Source organism: Seramator thermalis (assembly GCF_004138125.1).
Lineage (GTDB): Bacteria > Bacteroidota > Bacteroidia > Bacteroidales > Dysgonomonadaceae > Seramator > Seramator thermalis.
The window spans coordinates 26,867-46,689 of the sequence record NZ_RXHS01000001.1; the positions used below are offsets into that span (position 1 = coordinate 26,867).

General features: G+C 36.6%; 20 protein-coding genes. 3 read left to right on the top strand and 17 right to left on the bottom strand.

What is annotated here, in order from left to right:
• Positions 1-22: 22 nt before the first annotated feature.
• From ung to EJN84_RS00130, 5 genes are all read right to left on the bottom strand, one after another.
• Complete coding sequence (ung, locus tag EJN84_RS00110; protein WP_129593514.1) at positions 23-685, bottom strand: uracil-DNA glycosylase; 663 nt, start codon at positions 683-685, stop codon at positions 23-25.
• 99 nt (positions 686-784) lie between these two features.
• Positions 785-1,822: an aspartate--ammonia ligase gene (asnA, locus tag EJN84_RS00115; RefSeq protein WP_129593515.1), complete on the bottom strand. Its 1,038-nt coding sequence runs from the start codon at positions 1,820-1,822 to the stop codon at positions 785-787.
• 172 nt (positions 1,823-1,994) lie between these two features.
• Entirely contained in the window at positions 1,995-2,900 is a 906-nt protein-coding gene (locus EJN84_RS00120; RefSeq protein ID WP_129593516.1) for a dihydroorotate dehydrogenase, read from the bottom strand.
• A complete protein-coding gene (locus EJN84_RS00125) occupies positions 2,888-3,667 on the bottom strand; it encodes a dihydroorotate dehydrogenase electron transfer subunit (protein WP_129593517.1) in 780 nt (259 codons plus the stop codon). Before EJN84_RS00125 ends, EJN84_RS00120 begins: the two co-directional genes overlap by 13 nt.
• Before the next feature lie 93 nt (positions 3,668-3,760).
• Positions 3,761-4,216: a helix-turn-helix domain-containing protein gene (locus tag EJN84_RS00130; protein WP_129593518.1), complete on the bottom strand. Its 456-nt coding sequence runs from the start codon at positions 4,214-4,216 to the stop codon at positions 3,761-3,763.
• Between the two features lie 841 nt (positions 4,217-5,057).
• Here EJN84_RS00130 and EJN84_RS00135 point away from each other — a divergent pair.
• A complete protein-coding gene (locus EJN84_RS00135) occupies positions 5,058-5,606 on the top strand; it encodes a glutathione peroxidase (protein WP_129593519.1) in 549 nt (182 codons plus the stop codon).
• A 12-nt stretch (positions 5,607-5,618) separates the two neighbouring features.
• Here EJN84_RS00135 and holA read toward each other — a convergent pair whose 3' ends face one another.
• Both holA and EJN84_RS00145 read right to left on the bottom strand, forming a co-directional pair.
• On the bottom strand, positions 5,619-6,629 hold the full coding sequence (holA, locus tag EJN84_RS00140; protein WP_129593520.1) for a DNA polymerase III subunit delta: 1,011 nt from the start codon (positions 6,627-6,629) through the stop codon (positions 5,619-5,621).
• 4 nt (positions 6,630-6,633) lie between these two features.
• Positions 6,634-7,410, bottom strand: a complete 777-nt coding sequence (locus EJN84_RS00145; RefSeq protein ID WP_129593521.1) for an AMP nucleosidase — start codon at positions 7,408-7,410, stop codon at positions 6,634-6,636.
• Positions 7,411-7,463: 53 nt separating this feature from the next.
• Between EJN84_RS00145 and EJN84_RS00150 the strand changes: the two genes are divergently transcribed.
• Positions 7,464-7,925, top strand: coding sequence for a type I restriction enzyme HsdR N-terminal domain-containing protein (locus tag EJN84_RS00150; RefSeq protein WP_165004005.1), 462 nt, complete (start codon positions 7,464-7,466; stop codon positions 7,923-7,925).
• Here the strand turns inward: EJN84_RS00150 and panB are convergent.
• The 9 genes from panB to EJN84_RS00195 form a co-directional block, all read right to left on the bottom strand.
• On the bottom strand, positions 7,919-8,758 hold the full coding sequence (gene panB, locus EJN84_RS00155; protein ID WP_129593523.1) for a 3-methyl-2-oxobutanoate hydroxymethyltransferase: 840 nt from the start codon (positions 8,756-8,758) through the stop codon (positions 7,919-7,921). The two genes, EJN84_RS00150 and panB, sit on opposite strands and share 7 nt — an antisense overlap.
• Positions 8,759-8,871: 113 nt before the next feature.
• A complete protein-coding gene (locus tag EJN84_RS00160; RefSeq protein ID WP_129593524.1) occupies positions 8,872-10,449 on the bottom strand; it encodes an OmpP1/FadL family transporter in 1,578 nt (525 codons plus the stop codon).
• Positions 10,450-10,556: 107 nt separating this feature from the next.
• Positions 10,557-11,789, bottom strand: a complete 1,233-nt coding sequence (locus EJN84_RS00165) for a hypothetical protein (RefSeq protein ID WP_129593525.1) — start codon at positions 11,787-11,789, stop codon at positions 10,557-10,559.
• A gap of 217 nt (positions 11,790-12,006) precedes the next feature.
• On the bottom strand, positions 12,007-12,765 hold the full coding sequence (locus EJN84_RS00170; RefSeq protein WP_129593526.1) for an MBL fold metallo-hydrolase: 759 nt from the start codon (positions 12,763-12,765) through the stop codon (positions 12,007-12,009).
• A gap of 75 nt (positions 12,766-12,840) precedes the next feature.
• The gene (locus EJN84_RS00175) at positions 12,841-13,356 is read right to left on the bottom strand and encodes an SPOR domain-containing protein (RefSeq protein ID WP_129593527.1); all 516 of its coding nucleotides are present in this window, start codon (positions 13,354-13,356) and stop codon (positions 12,841-12,843) included.
• A 200-nt stretch (positions 13,357-13,556) separates the two neighbouring features.
• Positions 13,557-14,012 carry a DUF4293 domain-containing protein gene (locus EJN84_RS00180; RefSeq protein ID WP_129593528.1) on the bottom strand — a complete coding sequence of 152 codons (456 nt, stop codon included), beginning with the start codon at positions 14,010-14,012 and terminating at the stop codon, positions 13,557-13,559.
• Positions 14,013-14,023: 11 nt separating this feature from the next.
• Positions 14,024-14,356 carry a DNA-directed RNA polymerase subunit omega gene (locus tag EJN84_RS00185; protein ID WP_129593529.1) on the bottom strand — a complete coding sequence of 111 codons (333 nt, stop codon included), beginning with the start codon at positions 14,354-14,356 and terminating at the stop codon, positions 14,024-14,026.
• A 46-nt stretch (positions 14,357-14,402) separates the two neighbouring features.
• Positions 14,403-15,218 (bottom strand): outer membrane protein assembly factor BamD, encoded by an 816-nt coding sequence (locus EJN84_RS00190; protein WP_129593530.1) that lies wholly within the window; start codon positions 15,216-15,218, stop codon positions 14,403-14,405.
• 131 nt (positions 15,219-15,349) lie between these two features.
• A complete protein-coding gene (locus tag EJN84_RS00195; RefSeq protein WP_394343067.1) occupies positions 15,350-15,988 on the bottom strand; it encodes a Crp/Fnr family transcriptional regulator in 639 nt (212 codons plus the stop codon).
• Positions 15,989-16,214: 226 nt separating this feature from the next.
• Here EJN84_RS00195 and EJN84_RS00200 point away from each other — a divergent pair, with 226 nt between their 5' ends.
• The gene (locus EJN84_RS00200) at positions 16,215-18,374 is read left to right on the top strand and encodes a DUF5686 family protein (protein ID WP_129593532.1); all 2,160 of its coding nucleotides are present in this window, start codon (positions 16,215-16,217) and stop codon (positions 18,372-18,374) included.
• A 27-nt stretch (positions 18,375-18,401) separates the two neighbouring features.
• On the opposite strand, the gene EJN84_RS00205 is transcribed toward EJN84_RS00200, so the two are convergent.
• Complete coding sequence (locus EJN84_RS00205; protein WP_129593533.1) at positions 18,402-19,748, bottom strand: DUF389 domain-containing protein; 1,347 nt, start codon at positions 19,746-19,748, stop codon at positions 18,402-18,404.
• Positions 19,749-19,823: the final 75 nt, after the last annotated feature.

Sequence of the window (19,823 nt, forward strand, 5' to 3'; positions counted from 1 at the left end):
CCCTCGTTTTTCGTTTTTTAGATTACCAATCAATGGGTTTTTTACCATGTGCAACCAAATATTCATTTGCTTTGCTAAAGTGCTTATTTCCAAAGAATCCTCGATGTGCCGATAATGGCGAAGGATGTGGAGATTTAAGAACAAGATGCCTATTCGTGTCAATACTTTCACCCTTTCGTTGAGCGTAAGCACCCCAAAGGATGAAAACCAAATTTTCGCGTTCGTTGGCAAGATGACGAATAGCAGCATCGGTAAATTCTTCCCAACCTTTTCCTTGATGAGAACCTGCTCTATGTGCCTGCACCGTTAATGTAGCGTTCAACAGAAGCACTCCCTGACGAGCCCATCGTTCGAGATTGCCCGAACGGGGAATAGGCTTCCCCAAATCGTCGTGAATTTCTTTATATATGTTTTGGAGCGAAGGAGGAATTTCAATGCCATCGTTCACCGAAAAACATAATCCATGTGCTTGTCCCGGTTCGTGATAAGGGTCTTGCCCAACAATCACCACTTCTACTTCGTCGAATGGACATTGATCAAAAGCGTTGAAAATAAGTTTTGCAGGCGGATAAATCGTTTTTGTCCGATATTCATCTCGAACAAAATTTGTCAGATTCACGAAATATGGTTTGTCGAATTCCGGCATTAAATGCTGTTTCCATGATTGTTCAATTCTTACATCCATGCTATTTTTGTTGCTAATTTACGAATTTTTCGATTGAATATTATAAAAAAATTCTACTCTTTTTCGAAGCAGGATTTTATTGAACGTAAAAAAACTGAATTATATCAAGTTAATGCCTTTTTCTTTAGCTTCTATTCTCATCTCGATAGGCCACAAACTTGCTTGAATTTCTCCGATATGAGCTTTTCGTAAATAATACATGCAAAGGCGTGATTGCCCGATGCCACCGCCAATTGAAAGAGGTAGCTCATTGTTTAACAGTCGTTTGTGAAAATATAAGGATTTCCGTTCCTGTTTGTTTTTGAGGGCAAGTTGTTTTTCCAAAGACTCGGGATTTACTCTAATTCCCATTGATGAAAGTTCCATTCCACGCTGCAAAACGGGATTCCAAACGAGCAAATCTCCATTCAATCCAAGGTAACCTTCTTCATTTTTGGTAATCCAGTCATCGTAATCGGGAGCACGCCCGTCGTGAGGTTCACCATTTGACAAATCAGCACCGATACCAATGATGAAGACTGCACCATTTTCTTTTGTAATCGCATCTTCCCGATCTTTCACGCTTTTATCGGGATACTTATCCAACAATTGTTGCGCATGGATAAAAGTAATCTCGCGAGGTAATTCGGGTTTTATCTCGGGAAACAATTCATAAACCATATATTCGGTTCGGAGCATAGCGGCATAAATCCTGCGAACAATTTGCTTTAAAAAAGCCACATTCCGATCACTTTCGTTGATAGTCAATTCCCAATCCCACTGATCAACATAGAGCGAATGCAAATTGTCCAACTCTTCGTCGGCCCGAATGGCATTCATATCGGTATAAATGCCGTATCCTTCGTCTATCTGATATTCGGCAAGTGTCAATCGCTTCCATTTTGCGAGAGAATGTACGATTTCTGCACGTTTATCGTCCATGTCCTTTATCGGAAAATTAACCGGACGCTCAACGCCGTTTAAATCGTCGTTAATACCTGTTCCACATTCAACAAATAATGGAGCAGTTACTCTTCGTAAGCGAAGTTCTGAGGAAAGGTTTTGTTGAAAAAAATCCTTTATGCTTTTGATACCGAGTTCCGTTTGTTTGAGGTTCAAAATGGCTTTATAGTTTTCCGGAACTTGCAATTTCGACATATGATTGCGTTAAAATAGTTATTTTTTCATTTTATCAAGTACAAAGGTATATATTTTATTCATTTTGTCAAAACAAAAACCGATATTAATTTCAAAATGATATATATTAACTTGAAATCAACTCAAAAAAATAGAGAATCTTGTAAAATCAGTATAAAATAATAACTCAATATTAGAGATTTCCAATCAATTCGTTAATAGATTGAATATGATGACGATCGAGATATGATTCGATACCATCCAGAATTTTCATAGTAATAGTAGGGTCTACAAAGTTATATGTCCCTACCTGAATGGCAGATGAGCCGGCAAGAATAAATTCAATGGCATCTTTCCAATTTGATATTCCTCCCATTCCGATAACAGGAATCTTAACAGTATGAAATACTTGCCATACCATGCGTAACGCAATCGGTTTGATGCAAGGGCCCGACAATCCACCTGTTATGGTAGATAGCACAGGTTTCCGTTTTTCGGCATCAATAGCCATTCCTAAAAAAGTATTCACAAGTGAAACCGAATCGGCACCTTCCGCTTCTACGGCACGGGCAATTTCGGTTATGTCGGTTACATTTGGAGAAAGCTTTACAATAAGTGTTTTGGTATATGCCGATCGAACTGCTTTGGTGACTTCGGCAGCTGCTTTAGGTGAAATGCCGAAGGACATTCCACCTTCTTTCACATTTGGACATGAAATATTTAATTCGATGGCCGGAATTTTGTCGAGAGCAACAAGTTTCTCGGCACATCTCACATAATCGTCAATGGTAGACCCTGAAACATTCACAATAATATTGGTATCATAATCGCAAATTTCAGGATAAAGATGATCGATAAAATAATCGGCCCCTTTGTTTTGCAATCCTACTGCATTCAGCATTCCCGAAGGAGTTTCGGCCATTCTGGGATAATCGTTGCCCTGTCGCGCTTCTAATGTAGTTCCTTTAACAACAATGCCTCCCAACCGATTTAAATCGATGAAATCGGCATATTCTTTGCCGTAACCGAATGTTCCGGATGCAGTCATAACCGGATTTTTCAGTTCCAGATTTCCTATTTTTACTTTTAGTCGATCCATGTCAGTTCTTTTATGTTGAATACGGGACCTTCGGTGCATACACAAACATTCCCTCGAATAGTTTTTTCGACGCAACATAAACATGCTCCAAATCCGCATGCCATCATATTTTCGAGCGAAACTTCACATTCTATATTTTGCACGTAAGCGTAGTTAGAAATTGCAACCATCATTGGTTTTGGGCCACAAGCATAAATCTTGTCATAGTGTTGCTTTGCAAGCACAGAATGATGTGTTACAAATCCTTTTTCGCCAAGCGATCCGTCTTCGGTTGTGATGTTAGTCTTTCCAAATTTTTCAAATTCATCTATTTGCAGCACATCGGAGGCTGAACGTCCACCTAACAAAAATTCGGGAACAAATCCATTGTTTTTCAAAACTTTACCCAAAAATAGCATAGGAGCTATGCCTACTCCTCCTCCCACCAAAAGTGTTCGTTTATTTTGATTATCCGGCAACGTAAATGAATTGCCAAGAGGAAAAATGATGTTCAGTTTTTGCCCAATCTTTGAGGCACATAAGGCTGCTGTGCCATTCCCAACGTTCTGGATGAGTAACCAAAGTGTATTTTGAGATTCGTCGACAAAATTGATAGAGATAGGACGTCTCAAAAAAGTTGATTTTGAGTTTGGAACATAAATTTCGACAAATTGACCGGGATAAATCTGAGGTAGTTTTTCATGATTTAAAGGAGTAATTTTCAATAGATGATTCTGATCATTGAGCTTTTCATTACTCAATATCTCAAAGTCGATCATTTTTTTCATTCCGTGGAATTTTTAATTATTCATTTTACAAAAGTACTAAAAAGAAGCTTTCATTAAAAAAGAATAGAAAATTGAATAATGAAAAACTTGAAGTTATTTATTATGAGGAAAAAAAGTTTCGAATGTGTTGTCGTCAAAATAAATAATTATTTGAGTAATTTTCCTTTCATGTTTCGTAAGTGAACTATTTGTCTCATTTATAATTGGTTCAACGATATTATTTATTTCACGAACCGTTTTCTCTGTTGAATATTCAGATTTTGCCGGAGATTGATCGGGTTTTATTTCATTCTCGGGAAACAAAGTCCTTTCATTTTGTATTTTTTTCTTTTCACTCCCATCTTTATACATATTTCCGTTTCCATTAATCAACCATTCAGGGTTGACATAATTCATTTCCGACAATATTTTAGATACAACTTCCAAACTCGGATTATTTCGTCCATTCAGTATATGCGAAATTACTGCACGATTTATTCCTAAATAATCGGCAAATTGTGATGGCGTCATGTTTTCGCTCTCCATCAGTAAACGAATTCTATCTTTCATTATCCTCTAAAGTATTTAGAATTGTAACATAAAGTGCTTACAAATGTAATTAAAATAAATTACATTTCGAATATCAAGTTGAATATGTTTGTAGATTACAAAAGTACTTGGCTTCATAACAAATGTTTTAATGTTAACTATCCAGCGTAATTAAAGAAAATATTTATTGAAGCTATTGTTTGTATATTATAATAATTACATTGATATTGTTATTATTATAATATCAAAATAGTGTGAATTTAACTGTTTCGGCAAATATTTATTTTCATTATTTGAAAATTATCATTTATAAGTTCATATTATTTGTTTTATAATTTGATTTTCAGAATATTAAATTATATAATATGGCTATAAATTAAAATGTTAACCCAATGGAATAATTTATAGTCTAAAGTAAATTTCATTTTGTATACTCAATATAGATTGGTGATAGATCCATATAAAACGCTTCATGATATTTACTTTTGTATATAATAATATGCATTTACAAATGTGTATTCTATGAGTATATATAATTGTAAACTGAAAAAAGAATATTATTTTAAGTCTTTCTCTTTTATGAAGGGCATAAAAATGCAAAAAACAAACACGAACCAAATACGACGCAAGTACGGCCCAAATAAGACGGAAATAAAATTGGCGAATTTAACTCACCTATCATTTGTTGAATGTGCTATTATTTTCTTGTTACATTATCATGAACCGGAGAATTATTTATTTGATATGCTGATTGAAAAACGAAATTTTAGACTTAAGAAATATCCAATAAACAAAATAAAAAACTAAACAATGAACTAAAAATCATTATTTTCGTTTTACATAAAACAAATAAAAATATTCGATGAAAAAAATAGTATGTGCTTCCCTATTTTTATTCGCTTTGACGCTGACGCTGAATGCTCAAAAAAGTCAAAAATCTTTTTTCGATTTTAAGGTAACTGATATAAATGGAAAATCTTTTCATATGTCTTCGCTGAAAGGTAAAAAGGTTATGATCGTTAATGTTGCATCGAAATGTGGCTATACTCCTCAATACGAAGAACTTCAAAAATTATACGATACTTATAAGGATAAAAATTTTGTTATTGTGGCGTTTCCTGCAAACAATTTTGCCAATCAGGAGCCAGGCACAAACGCTGAAATTAAGGAATTTTGCACAGCGAATTATGGCGTAACTTTTCCAATGATGCAAAAAATTAGCGTGAAAGGTGAAGATCAAGCACCTATTTACAAATGGCTTACACAAAAAACGGAAAATGGAGTATTAGATCAGGATGTTATGTGGAATTTTCAAAAATACTTGATCGACGAAAATGGTAAGTTAACAGCTGTATATTTATCCAAAACAAGTCCTTTGGACGAAAAAATTATTAACTGGATTGAACAATAAATCTGTAAGACATCAGTGCATAATTTTATAAATCAGTTCTTTCAACAAATCGCCATGAGTAGCTGAGACGTTGTCTATCCCTTTGGATTTGGCATCGTAAGTTCTTAAGAGCGATATTATATCCATTACTTTGTTTACCCCATAATTTTTTAATCCACTCATATAATCGCGAGCCATAAATGAGGATCGAAGATTTAATGCATTCATCACATTTTGCTCAGATTTATTTGATAGCCAGTAACATTCCAACAAATTCGAAAAATAACCGAATAGAACCGAAATAGTTACCATGATTGGATTGTCTTTGGGGTTTTTATCGAAATAATTCACGATGCGATTGGCCAAAAAAATATTTTTTTCGGCAACAGCTCTCAGTAATTCATAATTGTTGAAATCCTTGCTTACTCCTACATTTTTTTCTACCACCTCGGAAGTAATACGTTTTTGGTTTTCGGGAAGTGCAATTTCGAGCTTTTGAAGTTCCTGAACCAGCCTACTTAAATCGTTTCCCACGAAATCGGTTAACATCTGTGCGGCTTTTTCTTCAATCCCGATAGATTTTTGTTGAAAAAACGATTTAATAAAAGCAGGAATCTGATTTTCGTACAGTTTTTTTGATTCGAAAATAATTCCCGTTTTATCGATACTTTTCACAACTGATTTTCGTTTGTCTACACTTCCGTGCTTATAATTTAGAACAAGTACTGTTGTCGGCATAGGATTTTTAGCATAGGAATCCAGCACCTCGAAATGATCCAATTCTTGGGCTTCTTTTACGATGATGAGTTGATGATCAGCCATCATCGGATATCGTCGAGCGGTAGAAATGATTGCTTTTACATCCGAATCCACTCCGTAAAAGATTTGCATATTGAAATCTTTTTCCGTCTCTGTCAGGACGTTTTTTTCGAGCAAATCGGTCAATTCATCAATGAAATACGATTCTTCCCCCATCAACAAATAAATGGGCACAAAATTGTGTTTGAGAATATCGTTGCGAATAGAATCGAATGTTTGTGTCATATTTTTACCAGTCGAAACGAAGATGTTTAACGGTAGATCCGTTGTTGATAAGCGTTGTAAGTGATTTAATTCCGATCAAAACATGCTGAGCTGCGAAATTTTCGGTTACAATTTTATCGCTTTTATCTGTTTTTACGCCTTCCGAAATCATTGGCTGATCCGAAACCAGAAGCAAAGCTCCTGTAGAAATATGATTAGCAAAACCACAAGTGAAAAGTGTTGCTGTTTCCATATCGACAGCCATCACCCTTATTTTTCTTAAATAATTCTTGAATTCATCGTCATGCTCCCAAACTCGTCGATTCGTTGTATAAACAGTTCCTGTCCAATAATCATGATTAAAGTCCCTGATATTTGATGATACCGACCTTAAGAGACTAAAAGCGGGCAAAGATGGTACTTCGGGCGGAAAATAATCATTCGATGTTCCTTCGCCACGAATAGCAGCTATAGGCAGTATATAATCGCCCAACTGATTACGAGGTTTCAACCCACCACATTTTCCCAGAAATAATACCGCTGTTGGAGAAATAGCACTCAATAAATCCATGATTGTAGCCGCATTTGCACTGCCCATTCCAAAATTAATGATCGTGATTCCTTCTGCCGAAGCATTTGGCATATTGGCATCAAGCCCTACAATTGGGACATTAAAATGATCGGCGAATATTTCAACGTATTTTTGAAAATTAGTGAGAAGAATATATTTCGTGAAGCTTTCCAACGGTCGTTTAGTATAACGAGGAAGCCAATTTTCGACAATTTCTTGTTTCGTTTTCATAAATGGTTTAATTTTGTTGCGCTTCAAATGCAACTTTGATGAACAAAGATAATATCTACCCACTTAATTTGCCACCTTTCGATGCAAAAATAATGACTTCGGAACAAGGAACCGTTATTTTTGACATTTTGCGTCGAAAATATGTCGCATTAACTCCCGAGGAATGGGTTCGACAGCATTTTGTTCATTATTTGATATCGGAGAAGAATTATCCCTCTTCATTGATAGCCAATGAAGCTTCTATCAAAATTTTCTCGATGAATCGACGTTGCGATACGGTTGTTTATAATAACAAGCTTGAGCCATTGATGCTTCTCGAATACAAAAGCCCAAATATTAAAATCTCGCAACAGGTTTTCGACCAAATAGCCCGCTATAATCTTATTTTCAGAGTAAATTATTTAGTTGTTTCAAACGGACTATCGCATTATTGTTGCAAAGTCGATTTCGACCACCAATCTTATCACTATCTCTCTGAAATTCCGGATTATACATCATTAAAAGAAAATCAATAACTTTCGTCTATCGATGGAAAGTCTCCATCTTTCACATCTTTTACATAACTTCGTACAGCTCGCGTAATTTCGTCATATAAATTGGCATAACGGCGAAGAAATCGTGGAGAAAATCCTTTATTGATTCCCAACATATCGTGCATGACCAAAACCTGCCCATCTACATAAGGCCCGGCGCCTATACCGATGATCGGAATGTGCAATTCGTTAGTAACTTGACGTGCCAATTGAGCAGGAATTTTTTCGAGAACTATGGCAAAACATCCTGCCTCTTCCAATAAATGTGCATCTTTAATTAGTTTGCTTGCTTCTGCTTCCTCTTGTGCTCTCACGGCATATGTGCCAAATTTGTTGATGGACTGAGGCGTAAGGCCCAAATGTCCCATCACAGGAATACCGGCACCGACGATTCTGGCAACAGAATCGATGATTTCTTCTCCACCTTCAAGCTTAATGCTGTCGGCTTGTGTTTCTTTCATGATTCGAATTGCCGAAGCTATTGCTTCGATGGTATTTCCCTGATAACTTCCGAACGGCATATCTACAACCACCAATGCCCGTTTCACGGCTTTCATAACCGATGTCCCGTGATAAATCATCTGATCGAGTGTAATAGGCAAAGTGGTTACATTCCCTGCCATCACGTTTGAAGCGGAATCTCCTACAAGAATTACATCAATACCGGCCTGATCTATAATAGTCGCCATAGAATAATCGTAGGCAGTGAGCATCGAGATTTTTTCGCCACGCTGTTTCATTTCGTGCAAACGATGTGTGGTAACTTTTCGTTTGTCTTCTGAATTGTTAAGCGATTTTTCTTCTGAAGTATTCATTTTTTTATTAATTGGGTTTTTGCAAAGATAGGCTTTTTCCATAATACATGAAAAAAGCCGGGGCTTTTAATTGCACTCCGGCTTTATATAAGAAATCTTATATAACAAATTGTTTAAAATTTATATCCAAAAGTAAGCAATCCCTTGATATTTTTATTGCTCAGAGAGAATGGCGATGCATCCAAATTAATTTTTGGAACACTCGGATAAGGATAGAGTTTGTCTTTTTGAGTTTTGTAAACTAAAGCCAAATCGAGATATACATTCGGACTGAATCGATATCCTAATCCACCGGTGAAATAATTCTTATCGCCTTCAATTCGATAAATAGTTGTTGATCCGGAAATTGCCGTTTCTCTTCCTCCATCGTAATATTCTGTTACATATGGATTTTGTACCCACGAATATCCCAAACGACCCGAAAATTGGGGAGTAAATCTATATTCAATTCCGATTCTTACGGTAGATGACGATTTATAGTCTTCAGAAATGATTTTGTTATCCTTTGCATAAACGGCATCAGGATCTGCATCATTGCTATTACCTTTCAATTTCATCGATCCGTAATTGTTGATTTCGTAATCGAGACTTGCAATGAAATTGTTGCCTAACACACCGGCCAAACTAAATACCCATTTATCGGGAGTTTGCAAGCGATAGTCAAACGAATAAACATCTGAAGGTTTAATACCCGGTTTATACCCGCTATCCGAAACATAGTTTGTTACATTATGTTCAATTTCAGCAGAATAAGTATCGGTCAAATAATACCAAACAGGGGAATGATAAGATATTCCGATACGGAAAGAATTGATTGGTCTGTAAATAATACCGACTTTTGCCCCTACTCCTGCTCCGTCTGTTTTTAGATAATTGCGTAAATCGAAACCGGCATTTACTCCATTTGAAAATTCTTCCGAATAACGTGAAGTAAGCCTATAGTATAAATCAGCAACAGTTAATGCAACACCTATATTCAATTTATTATCAATCATTGTACCAAGAGTAAAATCATAACTATTTACATATCCTCTTTCAGAAAGCGATATTGAATTATCAACTGCTTCGTTGTGTAAAGGTGTATATTCATATCCTTGCTGCGTTTGATTAGGATTGATCAAATAGCCATTAAAACCTAAGACTGAAAGCCACGGGGCCCCTGATGAAAAAGGATCATCTGTAATGTTGAAATCCAATAATGATGGATTAACTCCTTTGCCTTCATTAAATGTGTTGGAAACATAGCACATATAGTCCATCAATGAGCTGTTGGGCGTTCCAAGAGGAGTAGTAATATTTTTGTCGAAGTTTTTAATGTTGTTGTAGGTAAATCCGAAATTCAAAAAAGGAATGGCATTGCTTCGCAAAGGAAAATAACCCACAAAGCCAATATTGTCAAAAGCAAATTGAGTTTTGTTTCTTGTAACACTTGCAACTTCTGATTTTTCTTGGGCGAGGCCCAGTGTACCTACTACCTCTGAACTTCTGTAGACCCCAATACCGGCAGGATTAATGGAAACTCCAGTCAAATCACCACCTAATGCGCCAAATGCGCCACCCATTGCTATACCTCGAGCTGTTCCGCTTAAATCGCTACCCGACAATTTCAATGCTTCAACTTCTCCTTGCGAAAATGCCGTGGAGATTGAACACAGTAAAACAGAGCAAAAAACAATTATCGATTTTTTCATTATTGTATTGTATATGATTATTTTAATCTGGATTTATAAAAATTGACTGTCTCACTATAATTCATTTATAATGGAATTTATATCAAGACAGTCAAATATTTAAAAATTTATCTTCGACCGCCGCCAGAACTTCTTCCACTGCCGCCCGAAGATCCGGACGAACTTCTGGAACTCGATGAAGAGCCGACAGAAGAAGAACGAGTAGAAGAATTGTCATAACTTCTCGAAGGAGTCGAGTATGTGGAACTGCGGCTTGTAGATTCGCTCCTGGAAGGAGTAGAATACGAACGGCCGGTTGTAGCGGATTGCCTTGTGCTCGAACTGTTCGACGGACGTTGATAAGTATTGCTGCTTTGCCGCGTTGAGTTTGTATTTCCGGACCGATCAATCGTCGCTGAGGAAGAGGAACGAGTTGATGGAGAAATGGTTCGGCTTACAGTTTCTCCCGTCCTCGAATTATAAATTCTACCCGACTCGTCAACGATACGTGTACGAGGAGCGATTTGTGAACTTCTGTAAGATGAACGTCCGGTCGAGGTTCCGACTGTAGTAGATCGAGAACTTCGACTATTACCGCTGATTATTCGGGAGTCGGTAGAAACTCCGGATGCACTCGATCTGTATGATCCTGAAGATCTACCTGAACGATTATATCTTATATTGGAGTAATATCCGCCTCCATACCACGGGCTACCATACCATGGCGAATACCATCCGCCATAATATCCAGGTGAATACCATGAATAATACCACGGCGAATACCATCCTCCGTAGTACCAAGGATCATACCAATAACTATACCATGGGTCGTACCATGGATAATACCAAGAACTGTAATGCCAAGGACGATACCAACTACCATAGTACCATGAGTAATATGGAGGCCATCCCCAGCCGAAAGTAATGCTTGTGTTCCATCCTCTGTTTTCGTAATAGTCGGAATACAAATCGTCACCAACATAGATCGTAACATTATCTGCTCCCGTAATTTTAATGGAAGACTCCGGATCATGAAACTTCACGATTCGATCCGTATATTGATAGTCGGTGTATTCATCAACCACCGGTTCTCCTTCTTCCACCTGTGTATTGTCTCGGCGATTATATTCATCTATATTTCGGCCGTTAGCATACACTTCTATATTTGAGGCATCACCCTCAACAACTACGATGGCTTTCTTTTGTGATTGGTTATCTTTTTGTTTGACCTGCTGTTTTTTTTGAGTTTGATTCTCAACATTGGCAGTCGGATCTGCATATATGTCATCCCATTCCTGGGTAAAACACAACGCAGGAAGCAAAGCCATCATCAGAGATAAAATCCATTGTTTCGTTTTCATAGCTGTAATTCCTTTTTCTTTACCTTATTGTTTTAGACTGTTTTTATGCGATTTAGTTTAATCTTTTATTCTTAATAAAGAGCACCGTACAAATATACGATTCTTTTATTTTATCAGTAAATACGAATATCGAAATTTTACTAAATAGATGTTGATAAATAGATTTTGTTGCATGAGGGATAGTTAAAAGAAATAAATGAGAATATTTCAATATGTTTTAGACAGAAAGTTCCAATCCGTCCCATGCAAAATGAATATTACCGGGGAGTCTTTTTTCCATCTCTTGATGCAAACCCATTTGATGACTCATATGAGTGAGGTAGGTAATTTTAGGATTGATTCTTTGAGATAAAGCAATAGCTTCTTCCAAACTTTGATGCGATGGATGCGATGTTAATCGTAATGCACTTAAAACCAATACATCAAGATTGGATAGTTTTTCCATTTCTTCATCCGGAACATATTTCACATCAGTCAGGTAAGCAAAATTTCGGATTCGATACCCTAGTATCGGAAGTTTGTAATGCATTACTCTGATTGGAACGACATCGATAGAGTTAATTTTGAAGGGCTTCAAATTTTCAATCAAACGGAGTTCAATATTTGGTACACCGGCATATTTATGTTCCAAAAAACAATATGGCATCCGTTCTTTAAGAGCGTTTGCAACTTTGAGCTCGGCATATAGATCAACCGCTCCAAACCTGCTATAAGGACGCAAATCGTCTATTCCTCCTACATGGTCGTAGTGCTCATGAGTAATCAGAAATCCGTCAATTTTCCGAAAAGGAAGTGCCAAAACTTGTTGTCGGAAATCAGGAGAACAATCGATGAATAGATTGGTCTCGGAATCCGTTATCTGTATCGAAGCTCTCAGTCTATGATCCTTTTCATCTGAAGAAGTACATACCGAACAATTGCAGCCAATTTCGGGAATTCCGGTTGAGGTGCCGGTCCCTAAAAACTTTACAATCATATATTTGTATTCTGTACAAAAAAAGCCATCTTGCGCTTTGAGCAAGACAGCTTTTATCTATTAAGTTTATTAATGTTAAAACTCTCGCTCTAAAATCCAAAGATCGTTGAACGGAACGCCATAAGTCTTTCTCAAATATTCAGTATCGCCCAGGGCCGAATATTTGCGATATATTTCGTCCCTCTTGGCTACGGCTGATTCCTTGTCGTCATAGCTTGCTACGATAACCCTGTACATTCCCATATCATTTTGAGCTAAAATCACATCGTATCCTTCGTTTTCCATTCTTGATTTCAGTGATTCAGCATTCAGTTTAACGCTTAAGGAAGCAATTACTACGCTGTATTTTTTCAATCCGGATGCATCGGATGAGTAAACAGGTTCAACCTTTTCCTTTCTCACAGAAACTTCTACCGGGGGTAACGGTGCAGCATCTTTGACGACCGATGTTGGTTGTGAAGCAGCTTCCTGCATTTCTTTTTCCTTTGCAGATTCGTAAACCTGCTTATAAGCACTCTGTTTTGGTTTGCAAGACACGCTTAAAACAAGAATAAACACGAATGCGAGTGTAATCTGTACTAATTTTTTCATTTGTCAGGATAATTTATGAAGTTCAATTTATGCTCACTGTTTATATTTATTACAAAGATAAAGAGAAGTAGTTAATTTCGTATTTGCTGCATGTGAAAGATCTTTAAATTGTTAAATGGAATTTTCTTAGAAATGAGGCAAAAAAGTTGCAGTTTTCGTGATCGAAATTCACAGACAGTTTGTAGAAATATTCGAAAAAATTATTTTCTCAATCGATCAAGCGAACGTATTAAAACCTCGTCTTCGCCAATTTTTCGGATAGCAAGCCAACTAAAAATAATGGAGATAAGAGGCATTATGATACCCGGCCCGATTTTTTGAAATACAAGATTTGCTTCCGGATTTCGCATAAACATGAGAAAAGCGAAATAAAGATAAAAACCTATCATTACAAAAATATTTGCAATAGTTAGTCTTATCTGTACAATTCGCTTGTTGTATAAAAAAATTACCAAAAGCGACAAGGCAGCGCTGATAGCTCCGATTGCAAACAAACCCCATGTACTTGCAACCAATTCCCCATTTTGGTAAAATCCCATTGCCTCAAAAGAGATATGTTGATTGCCAAAGGCAAATGTTATGAGGGGAAGTATGATTGCCAGCACCATACATCCCGAAGCAAGGAACAAATACAGACTTTGAACTCGTTGAAGCATTGCAAAAAAGATTAGAACAATTCTTTTTCCTTAGCGGGGTTTCTATAATAAATTTCCCCATTGATCCATTCCTCAATGGCCAAAAGCGTGGGTTTAGGCAATTTTTCGTAGAAACGAGAAATTTCGATTTGTTCGTGATTTTCAAAAATTTCTTCGAGATTATCGTTATAAGAAGCAAATTCCTGAAGTTTAGAATCTAACTCTTGCTTCATTTCCATGGCAATCTGATTAGCCCTTTTGCTGATAATCATTACCATTTCATACACATTTCCTACAGGTTCGGCCATCTGCATGATGTCTCGAGTTTCGGTATTTGCGCTTGCGGTAGATTTTCTGTAATCCATTTATTTAAAAATTAATTTGTTTATTAGTGAAGTATTTACTTATTTTTTATGCACCCGGAAGCTGCTCAATTTTTTTCTGAGCTTCTTGATAATATTTTTCAGCCTCTTTCATGTATCTTCCCTCCGGAAAAGAATTTTTATAGTTAAAATATTCATCAACTACCATTCGATATCGCTCCGGCTGACTTTCTCGCTTACTTCGTTCTGCAAATTCGTATCGAGAGCGAAGAATAGTCATTTGAAAATCTTCGGCATACTTCGAATAAGGATAGCTTTTGAGTCCTTCGCGGGACACTATTACTGCTGCCTCATAATTATTGCCCATGTAATTACCTAATCGCAAATATAATTGAGCTGCAAGTAATTCTTTATAGGCTAATTTTTCCTGAAGTTCGAAAAGATAGTTTTTTGCTTGTTCAGCACGATCACTCTGAGGATACACCTCTATAAATCGTTGAAATTCGGAAATAGCTTTGTAAGTTTTCGTTTGATCAAGGCGAGGATCAGGTGAATCGAGATACATTCCATAGGCTGCATAAAACAAAGCCGATTCTGCATATTGCCCTTTTGGGAAAGTATTGTAATAAGTAGTAAACGTTTCGGTTGCGGATATATAATCTTTTGTGTTATAATAACTTTGAGCCAACATATAAAGTGATTCTTCCGCACGTGCAGTGCCTTTGAAAAACGGAACCAATTCTGACAATAACGTGATTGAACGATCATATTTCCCCTCTTCAAAATACTTTTTCGCGTAAGAGTATTTGAGATCTTGATCGGTACTCTTCAGAATTTTATTGTATTCGCCACAAGCAGATAACGTCAGAATAACCAGTAAAAAATAAAAATATTTGAACTTCATTTTATATCAAGATCGGTTTTGGATGCAAATTTACAGAAACTTTTTTTCAATTTATTCATGTTGAATACATTTTTATTCTATTTTAGGATTTCGAACGTCAAAAAGGAAAATTAATACTGACACTCAAATGTTTATCCCATTCGACTAATTTTTCGAAGTTTATCCTCGTCTATAATCTTTATCTTTCGACCGTCCATCGCAATAACTCGCTCATCGACAAAACCCGACAACGTGCGAATAGCATTACTCGTGGTCATATTCGACAGATTGGCCAAATCTTCGCGTGCAAGATAAATATTAAGCGTAGCGCCGTCTTCTTCGAGGCCATAGCTCTCTTTGAGAAAGAGAAGGGATTCGGCCAATCGGCCGCGAATATGTTTCTGCGTTAAGTTGACAACTCTCTGGTCGGCAATTCCCAAATCGATAGATAGTTGCTGAATAAAGAACATCGCTAAATCACCATTTTTACGCAAAATGTCTTCGATGATTTCCATTGAAATCAAGCAAACAGTAGATGACTCGAATGCTGAAGCAGCTGTTACGTAAAGCTCATTTGCAAAATAAGCGCGATAGCCGAAATACTGGATAGGACGAATCATTCGAATGATTTGACTGCGCCCCCCTATCCCACTTTTGAAAATTTTGACCTTTCCTTTCAAAAGACACATCAAATCCTTTGGATATTCGTCCTCGAAATAGATCATCTCGTTTTTCCTGTAATTGACGAAGCGTGCATCTTTTCTGATCGACTCACGTTCGCTTTCAGACAAGACTCGCCAAATTTCTGATAATGAAGATGATAAATCAACTATTTCTTTTTTGCCTTTCAAAGCGACTGTTTTAAAATCATGTTGTTGAACACAAAAATACAAAAAAAATTTCTACGAAATGTAACAAAAACGACATTTTTTAATGAAAACCGGATATAACCGAGTATGTTTATCACCTCTTAATCTCTTAAATAACATCGACAATGAGCCGTTTTTATAAAAAAATATGTATGTTTGCGAAACGAAGATGAAGCACAGGGCCATCATATCTATCTTTATATTTTTCGTCGCAGCTCGGGTATTCCCGCAAGAGCACATTCCCTTAGATTCGCTGTTGCAACTTACAATGAGTGCGGCTGAAAAGTATGACGGTTTAGTAGAGAGCTACGAAGCCGATGTATATCTGCGTGCTTATGTTGAAACGATTAAAAAAAATTTTCTATATAAATATGCCAGGTATATTCCCAAATTCGTGTTGTGTGATGAAAATTCAGATGAAGCATTAATAGAAACCATGAGCAAATTGAAATTTTCGGCGCCGAACAATTATGTACAGGACATAAAATATGTAACGGGTACGCTTACGAGCCAGAAAGATCTTGATATGATACCGTTCAACCTAATTAACATAAATATATATGGAGAAACCACTTTCGACGAAAGTTTTGTAATGCCTCTTCGACATAATTCTTCGAAATATTATAAATATTCGCTTGGAAAAATATTTGAGGCGGGCAAACGAAAATTCTATAGCCTTGCGTTCGATCCGATTTATAAATCGCAGGCTTTGTTAAAAGGAACGTGCATCATCGAAGAAGGTTCGTGGCGTGTTGTGAATTTTGAGGCGGAAGCCGTGGATATCATGACCGATTATACTTTTCACATCACGATGGGTAACGAATCTATCACACGATTTTTACCTACCGATTTTGTAATCTACAAAACAATTTCCTATTTAGGAAACAAGGTTGCAAGCCGCTACCTTGCGAAAATAAGCTACAACGATATTGTATTGAAACAATCAATCGAAAGGCAAAAACAGTTGAATATCAGCGATCGATTTAAGGTCAGGATGGATTCGGTACCGATCGAAAACGACTCGTTGTTTTGGGAAAAACAACGAATGATTCCTCTCCAATCCAAAGAAAAAGAAGTGATTGAAAACTTTGAAAGCCAACAAATGCAAAGTGCTGCCGAAACGTTGTCGGACTCTACCTCCAATTCCACCGAGTTTGCACAGCGAATTGTTATAGATTCGAAATACCAATACAAATCTACACAAATAAGATACAGCGGCCTGTTAAATCCTTTTTTGATCGGGTATTCTTCTTATGACGGCATTTCATATCGACAAAAGTTGTATTTCGATATCGATCTAAAAAACCAAAGAAATCTGGATATCAAAGCTATGGCCGGATATATGTTTAAACGGAAAGAATTGCTGGCCGATTTGTCTTTTAAATGGAATTATAATCCCAGCCATTTAGGCAGCCTGTCTTATTCGATTGGTATCGGAAATAAATCTTTCAGTTCGGATTTCATTCAGCAAGTGCAAGACAGTCTCAATAATCATGGATTGGTTTTTGAAGACGTGTCGGTAAAATATTTCACCGACTATTACATGCGATTATTCAACGATGTGGAATACAAAAATGGACTCATGTTGGGAGCAGGAATAGAATATCATATCAGAAAGAGTGAAAACAAATTAGATCATTTTTTTAGATCTGCTTCTTCTGACAAGGAAGAACTGGATGCCATGTTTGATACTCGTTATATTTTTATGCCTTTTGTGAGAGTTTCGTGGACTCCCGAGCAATATTACAGATATGAAGGGAGGCAGAAAATTCCGGTCAGATCTAAATATCCGACATTTAAAATAGAACTTGCCAAGAGTTTTAAAAACATATTAAACAGTACCTTAGAATTTAACCGGTATGAATTCGATATAAGTCAGAACATCCAATTCGGGATCATGAAATCATTGCAATATCATTTTGGCGGTGGACTGTTTACCAATCAAAAAACCGAATATTTTGCCGATTTCATATATTTTTCTAAATATAATTTCCCGGATAATTGGGACGATGGCATCGGTGGTAATTTCAATTTGTTGCAACGTAATTTGTATTATGTTTCGGACTCTTACCTGCAATTTCATGTAATGTACGAAACCCCTTTCCTTTTTCTTAAAAGCATCCCGGAAGTATCTAAAGCCATCCTCACCGAACGAATTTATTTGAGTCAGCTATATACGCCACAAATTCATTCTTATTCCGAAATCGGATATGGTATAGGGAATCGGTTTTTTAATATTGGTCTGTTTGGTGCTTTTCATAAATTTTCTTTCAACCAAATAGGGGTAAAAGCTGCATTGGCCTTTTAATCTCACTCGATTGACTATCGGAAGGAATTAATTGGTGTATTCAAATAGAATTTTGGAATTTTCATTTCCGATTCTCTTTTTAACCCAATTTTCGATCTTCGATCTGTCGGAACGATTTAATGAGTTTCGCTTAGCGGTGAAAATAATTGTAGGAATTTTGTCTGATCTCACTATCGAATCTTGTTCATTCGTATAAAAATAAGTCTCAGAATAAGCTACATTTTGTATTTGAGGATAAATCGACTTTATTTCGTTAATGATTTTTTCCCCTAACATCGGGATATTCATTATGCTGTCAATTTTATAATCCTTCTGTTGAATAGTGAAAAGTGCGGCATTAAGCTTGTTATTCAAAATTTCGGTTTCGGATTGAAATTTTCGCACATTTTCCTGCACAATATCAAATCCAAAAGCCTGATTTATAATAATTTTGGAAGAATCTAAGCCGAAATTTAACGCCCTTCGTTTAATGAAATCACGAATTGAATCGGATAATCCGTAACCCGAATAAACCAATTCCACAGTCTTGGAAGGGACCCAGACACTTTGATTGTATAAATAATTCCCTTCAACTACAGCCACATCTTGCAAAAAAGATTCACTTTTCTTTACAAACTCTTCATTTTGGACCAGTCGGACGCCAAAGAATATACTCGGAATAATTGTCATGATAATGATGGTAGTTATAGTGTGGTTAACTCTTCTTTTTCGGTCCGGGTCAACGATGGATCGAATCGGAAACTTAAGAAATTGACATACGATAAGCGCTGCAAAAGCTATAAAAACACTATTGATAGTAAATAGATAGAGAGCTCCAAAGAAAAAATTGAATTGAAGCGTAGCCAGTCCGTATCCGGCTGTGCATATCGGTGGCATAAGTGCAGTAGCAATAGCAACACCGGGAATTACGTTTCCCTTTAACTTACTGCTCATCGCAATGATTCCTGCCAATCCTCCAAAAAAAGCGATAATAACATCATAAATCGTTGGACTTGTTCGGGCAAGGAGTTCGGAATGTGCTTCATTGATAGGACTTATAGCAAAATACAGAGTAGAGGTGATTAAACTCACTCCAACAGCAAAAGAAAAATTTTTGGCAGATAACCTAAGCAAATGAAAATCGTAGGTGGCAAGGCTATAACCCATTCCATTGATCGGACCCATTAATGGCGAGATAAGCATAGCTCCGATGATAACCGCCGTAGAATTCATGTTTAGTCCCACCGACGCAACCACAATCGCAAAAACAAGAATCCATAGATTGGTTCCTTTAAACACGATGCCTTTTTCAATATTTTCATGAATAGCATCATAGTCTTCAAGCTCCGATCGGAGGTTGAACCAATTCAAAAACATTTCCAGTTTATCTTTCATGCGAATATCTATTATCCGGTATTCGGCAAAAATAGCAATTAGAATTGAAATTGTAATTAAATAGATTAAAAAAGT

Coding starts and splice junctions, on each gene's coding strand:
- EJN84_RS00200 (WP_129593532.1), top strand. CDS start 16,215: ATGTATGTTTGCGAAACGAAGATGAAGCACAGGGCCATCATATCTATC.
- panB (WP_129593523.1), bottom strand. CDS start 8,758: ATGAATACTTCAGAAGAAAAATCGCTTAACAATTCAGAAGACAAACGA.
- EJN84_RS00125 (WP_129593517.1), bottom strand. CDS start 3,667: ATGAAAAAAATGATCGACTTTGAGATATTGAGTAATGAAAAGCTCAAT.
- EJN84_RS00135 (WP_129593519.1), top strand. CDS start 5,058: ATGAAAAAAATAGTATGTGCTTCCCTATTTTTATTCGCTTTGACGCTG.
- EJN84_RS00180 (WP_129593528.1), bottom strand. CDS start 14,012: ATGCTTCAACGAGTTCAAAGTCTGTATTTGTTCCTTGCTTCGGGATGT.
- EJN84_RS00145 (WP_129593521.1), bottom strand. CDS start 7,410: ATGAAAACGAAACAAGAAATTGTCGAAAATTGGCTTCCTCGTTATACT.
- ung (WP_129593514.1), bottom strand. CDS start 685: ATGGATGTAAGAATTGAACAATCATGGAAACAGCATTTAATGCCGGAA.
- holA (WP_129593520.1), bottom strand. CDS start 6,629: ATGACACAAACATTCGATTCTATTCGCAACGATATTCTCAAACACAAT.
- EJN84_RS00205 (WP_129593533.1), bottom strand. CDS start 19,748: ATGAAAGATAAACTGGAAATGTTTTTGAATTGGTTCAACCTCCGATCG.
- asnA (WP_129593515.1), bottom strand. CDS start 1,822: ATGTCGAAATTGCAAGTTCCGGAAAACTATAAAGCCATTTTGAACCTC.
- EJN84_RS00160 (WP_129593524.1), bottom strand. CDS start 10,449: ATGAAAAAATCGATAATTGTTTTTTGCTCTGTTTTACTGTGTTCAATC.
- EJN84_RS00175 (WP_129593527.1), bottom strand. CDS start 13,356: ATGAAAAAATTAGTACAGATTACACTCGCATTCGTGTTTATTCTTGTT.
- EJN84_RS00130 (WP_129593518.1), bottom strand. CDS start 4,216: ATGAAAGATAGAATTCGTTTACTGATGGAGAGCGAAAACATGACGCCA.
- EJN84_RS00190 (WP_129593530.1), bottom strand. CDS start 15,218: ATGAAGTTCAAATATTTTTATTTTTTACTGGTTATTCTGACGTTATCT.
- EJN84_RS00185 (WP_129593529.1), bottom strand. CDS start 14,356: ATGGATTACAGAAAATCTACCGCAAGCGCAAATACCGAAACTCGAGAC.
- EJN84_RS00120 (WP_129593516.1), bottom strand. CDS start 2,900: ATGGATCGACTAAAAGTAAAAATAGGAAATCTGGAACTGAAAAATCCG.
- EJN84_RS00170 (WP_129593526.1), bottom strand. CDS start 12,765: ATGATTGTAAAGTTTTTAGGGACCGGCACCTCAACCGGAATTCCCGAA.
- EJN84_RS00165 (WP_129593525.1), bottom strand. CDS start 11,789: ATGAAAACGAAACAATGGATTTTATCTCTGATGATGGCTTTGCTTCCT.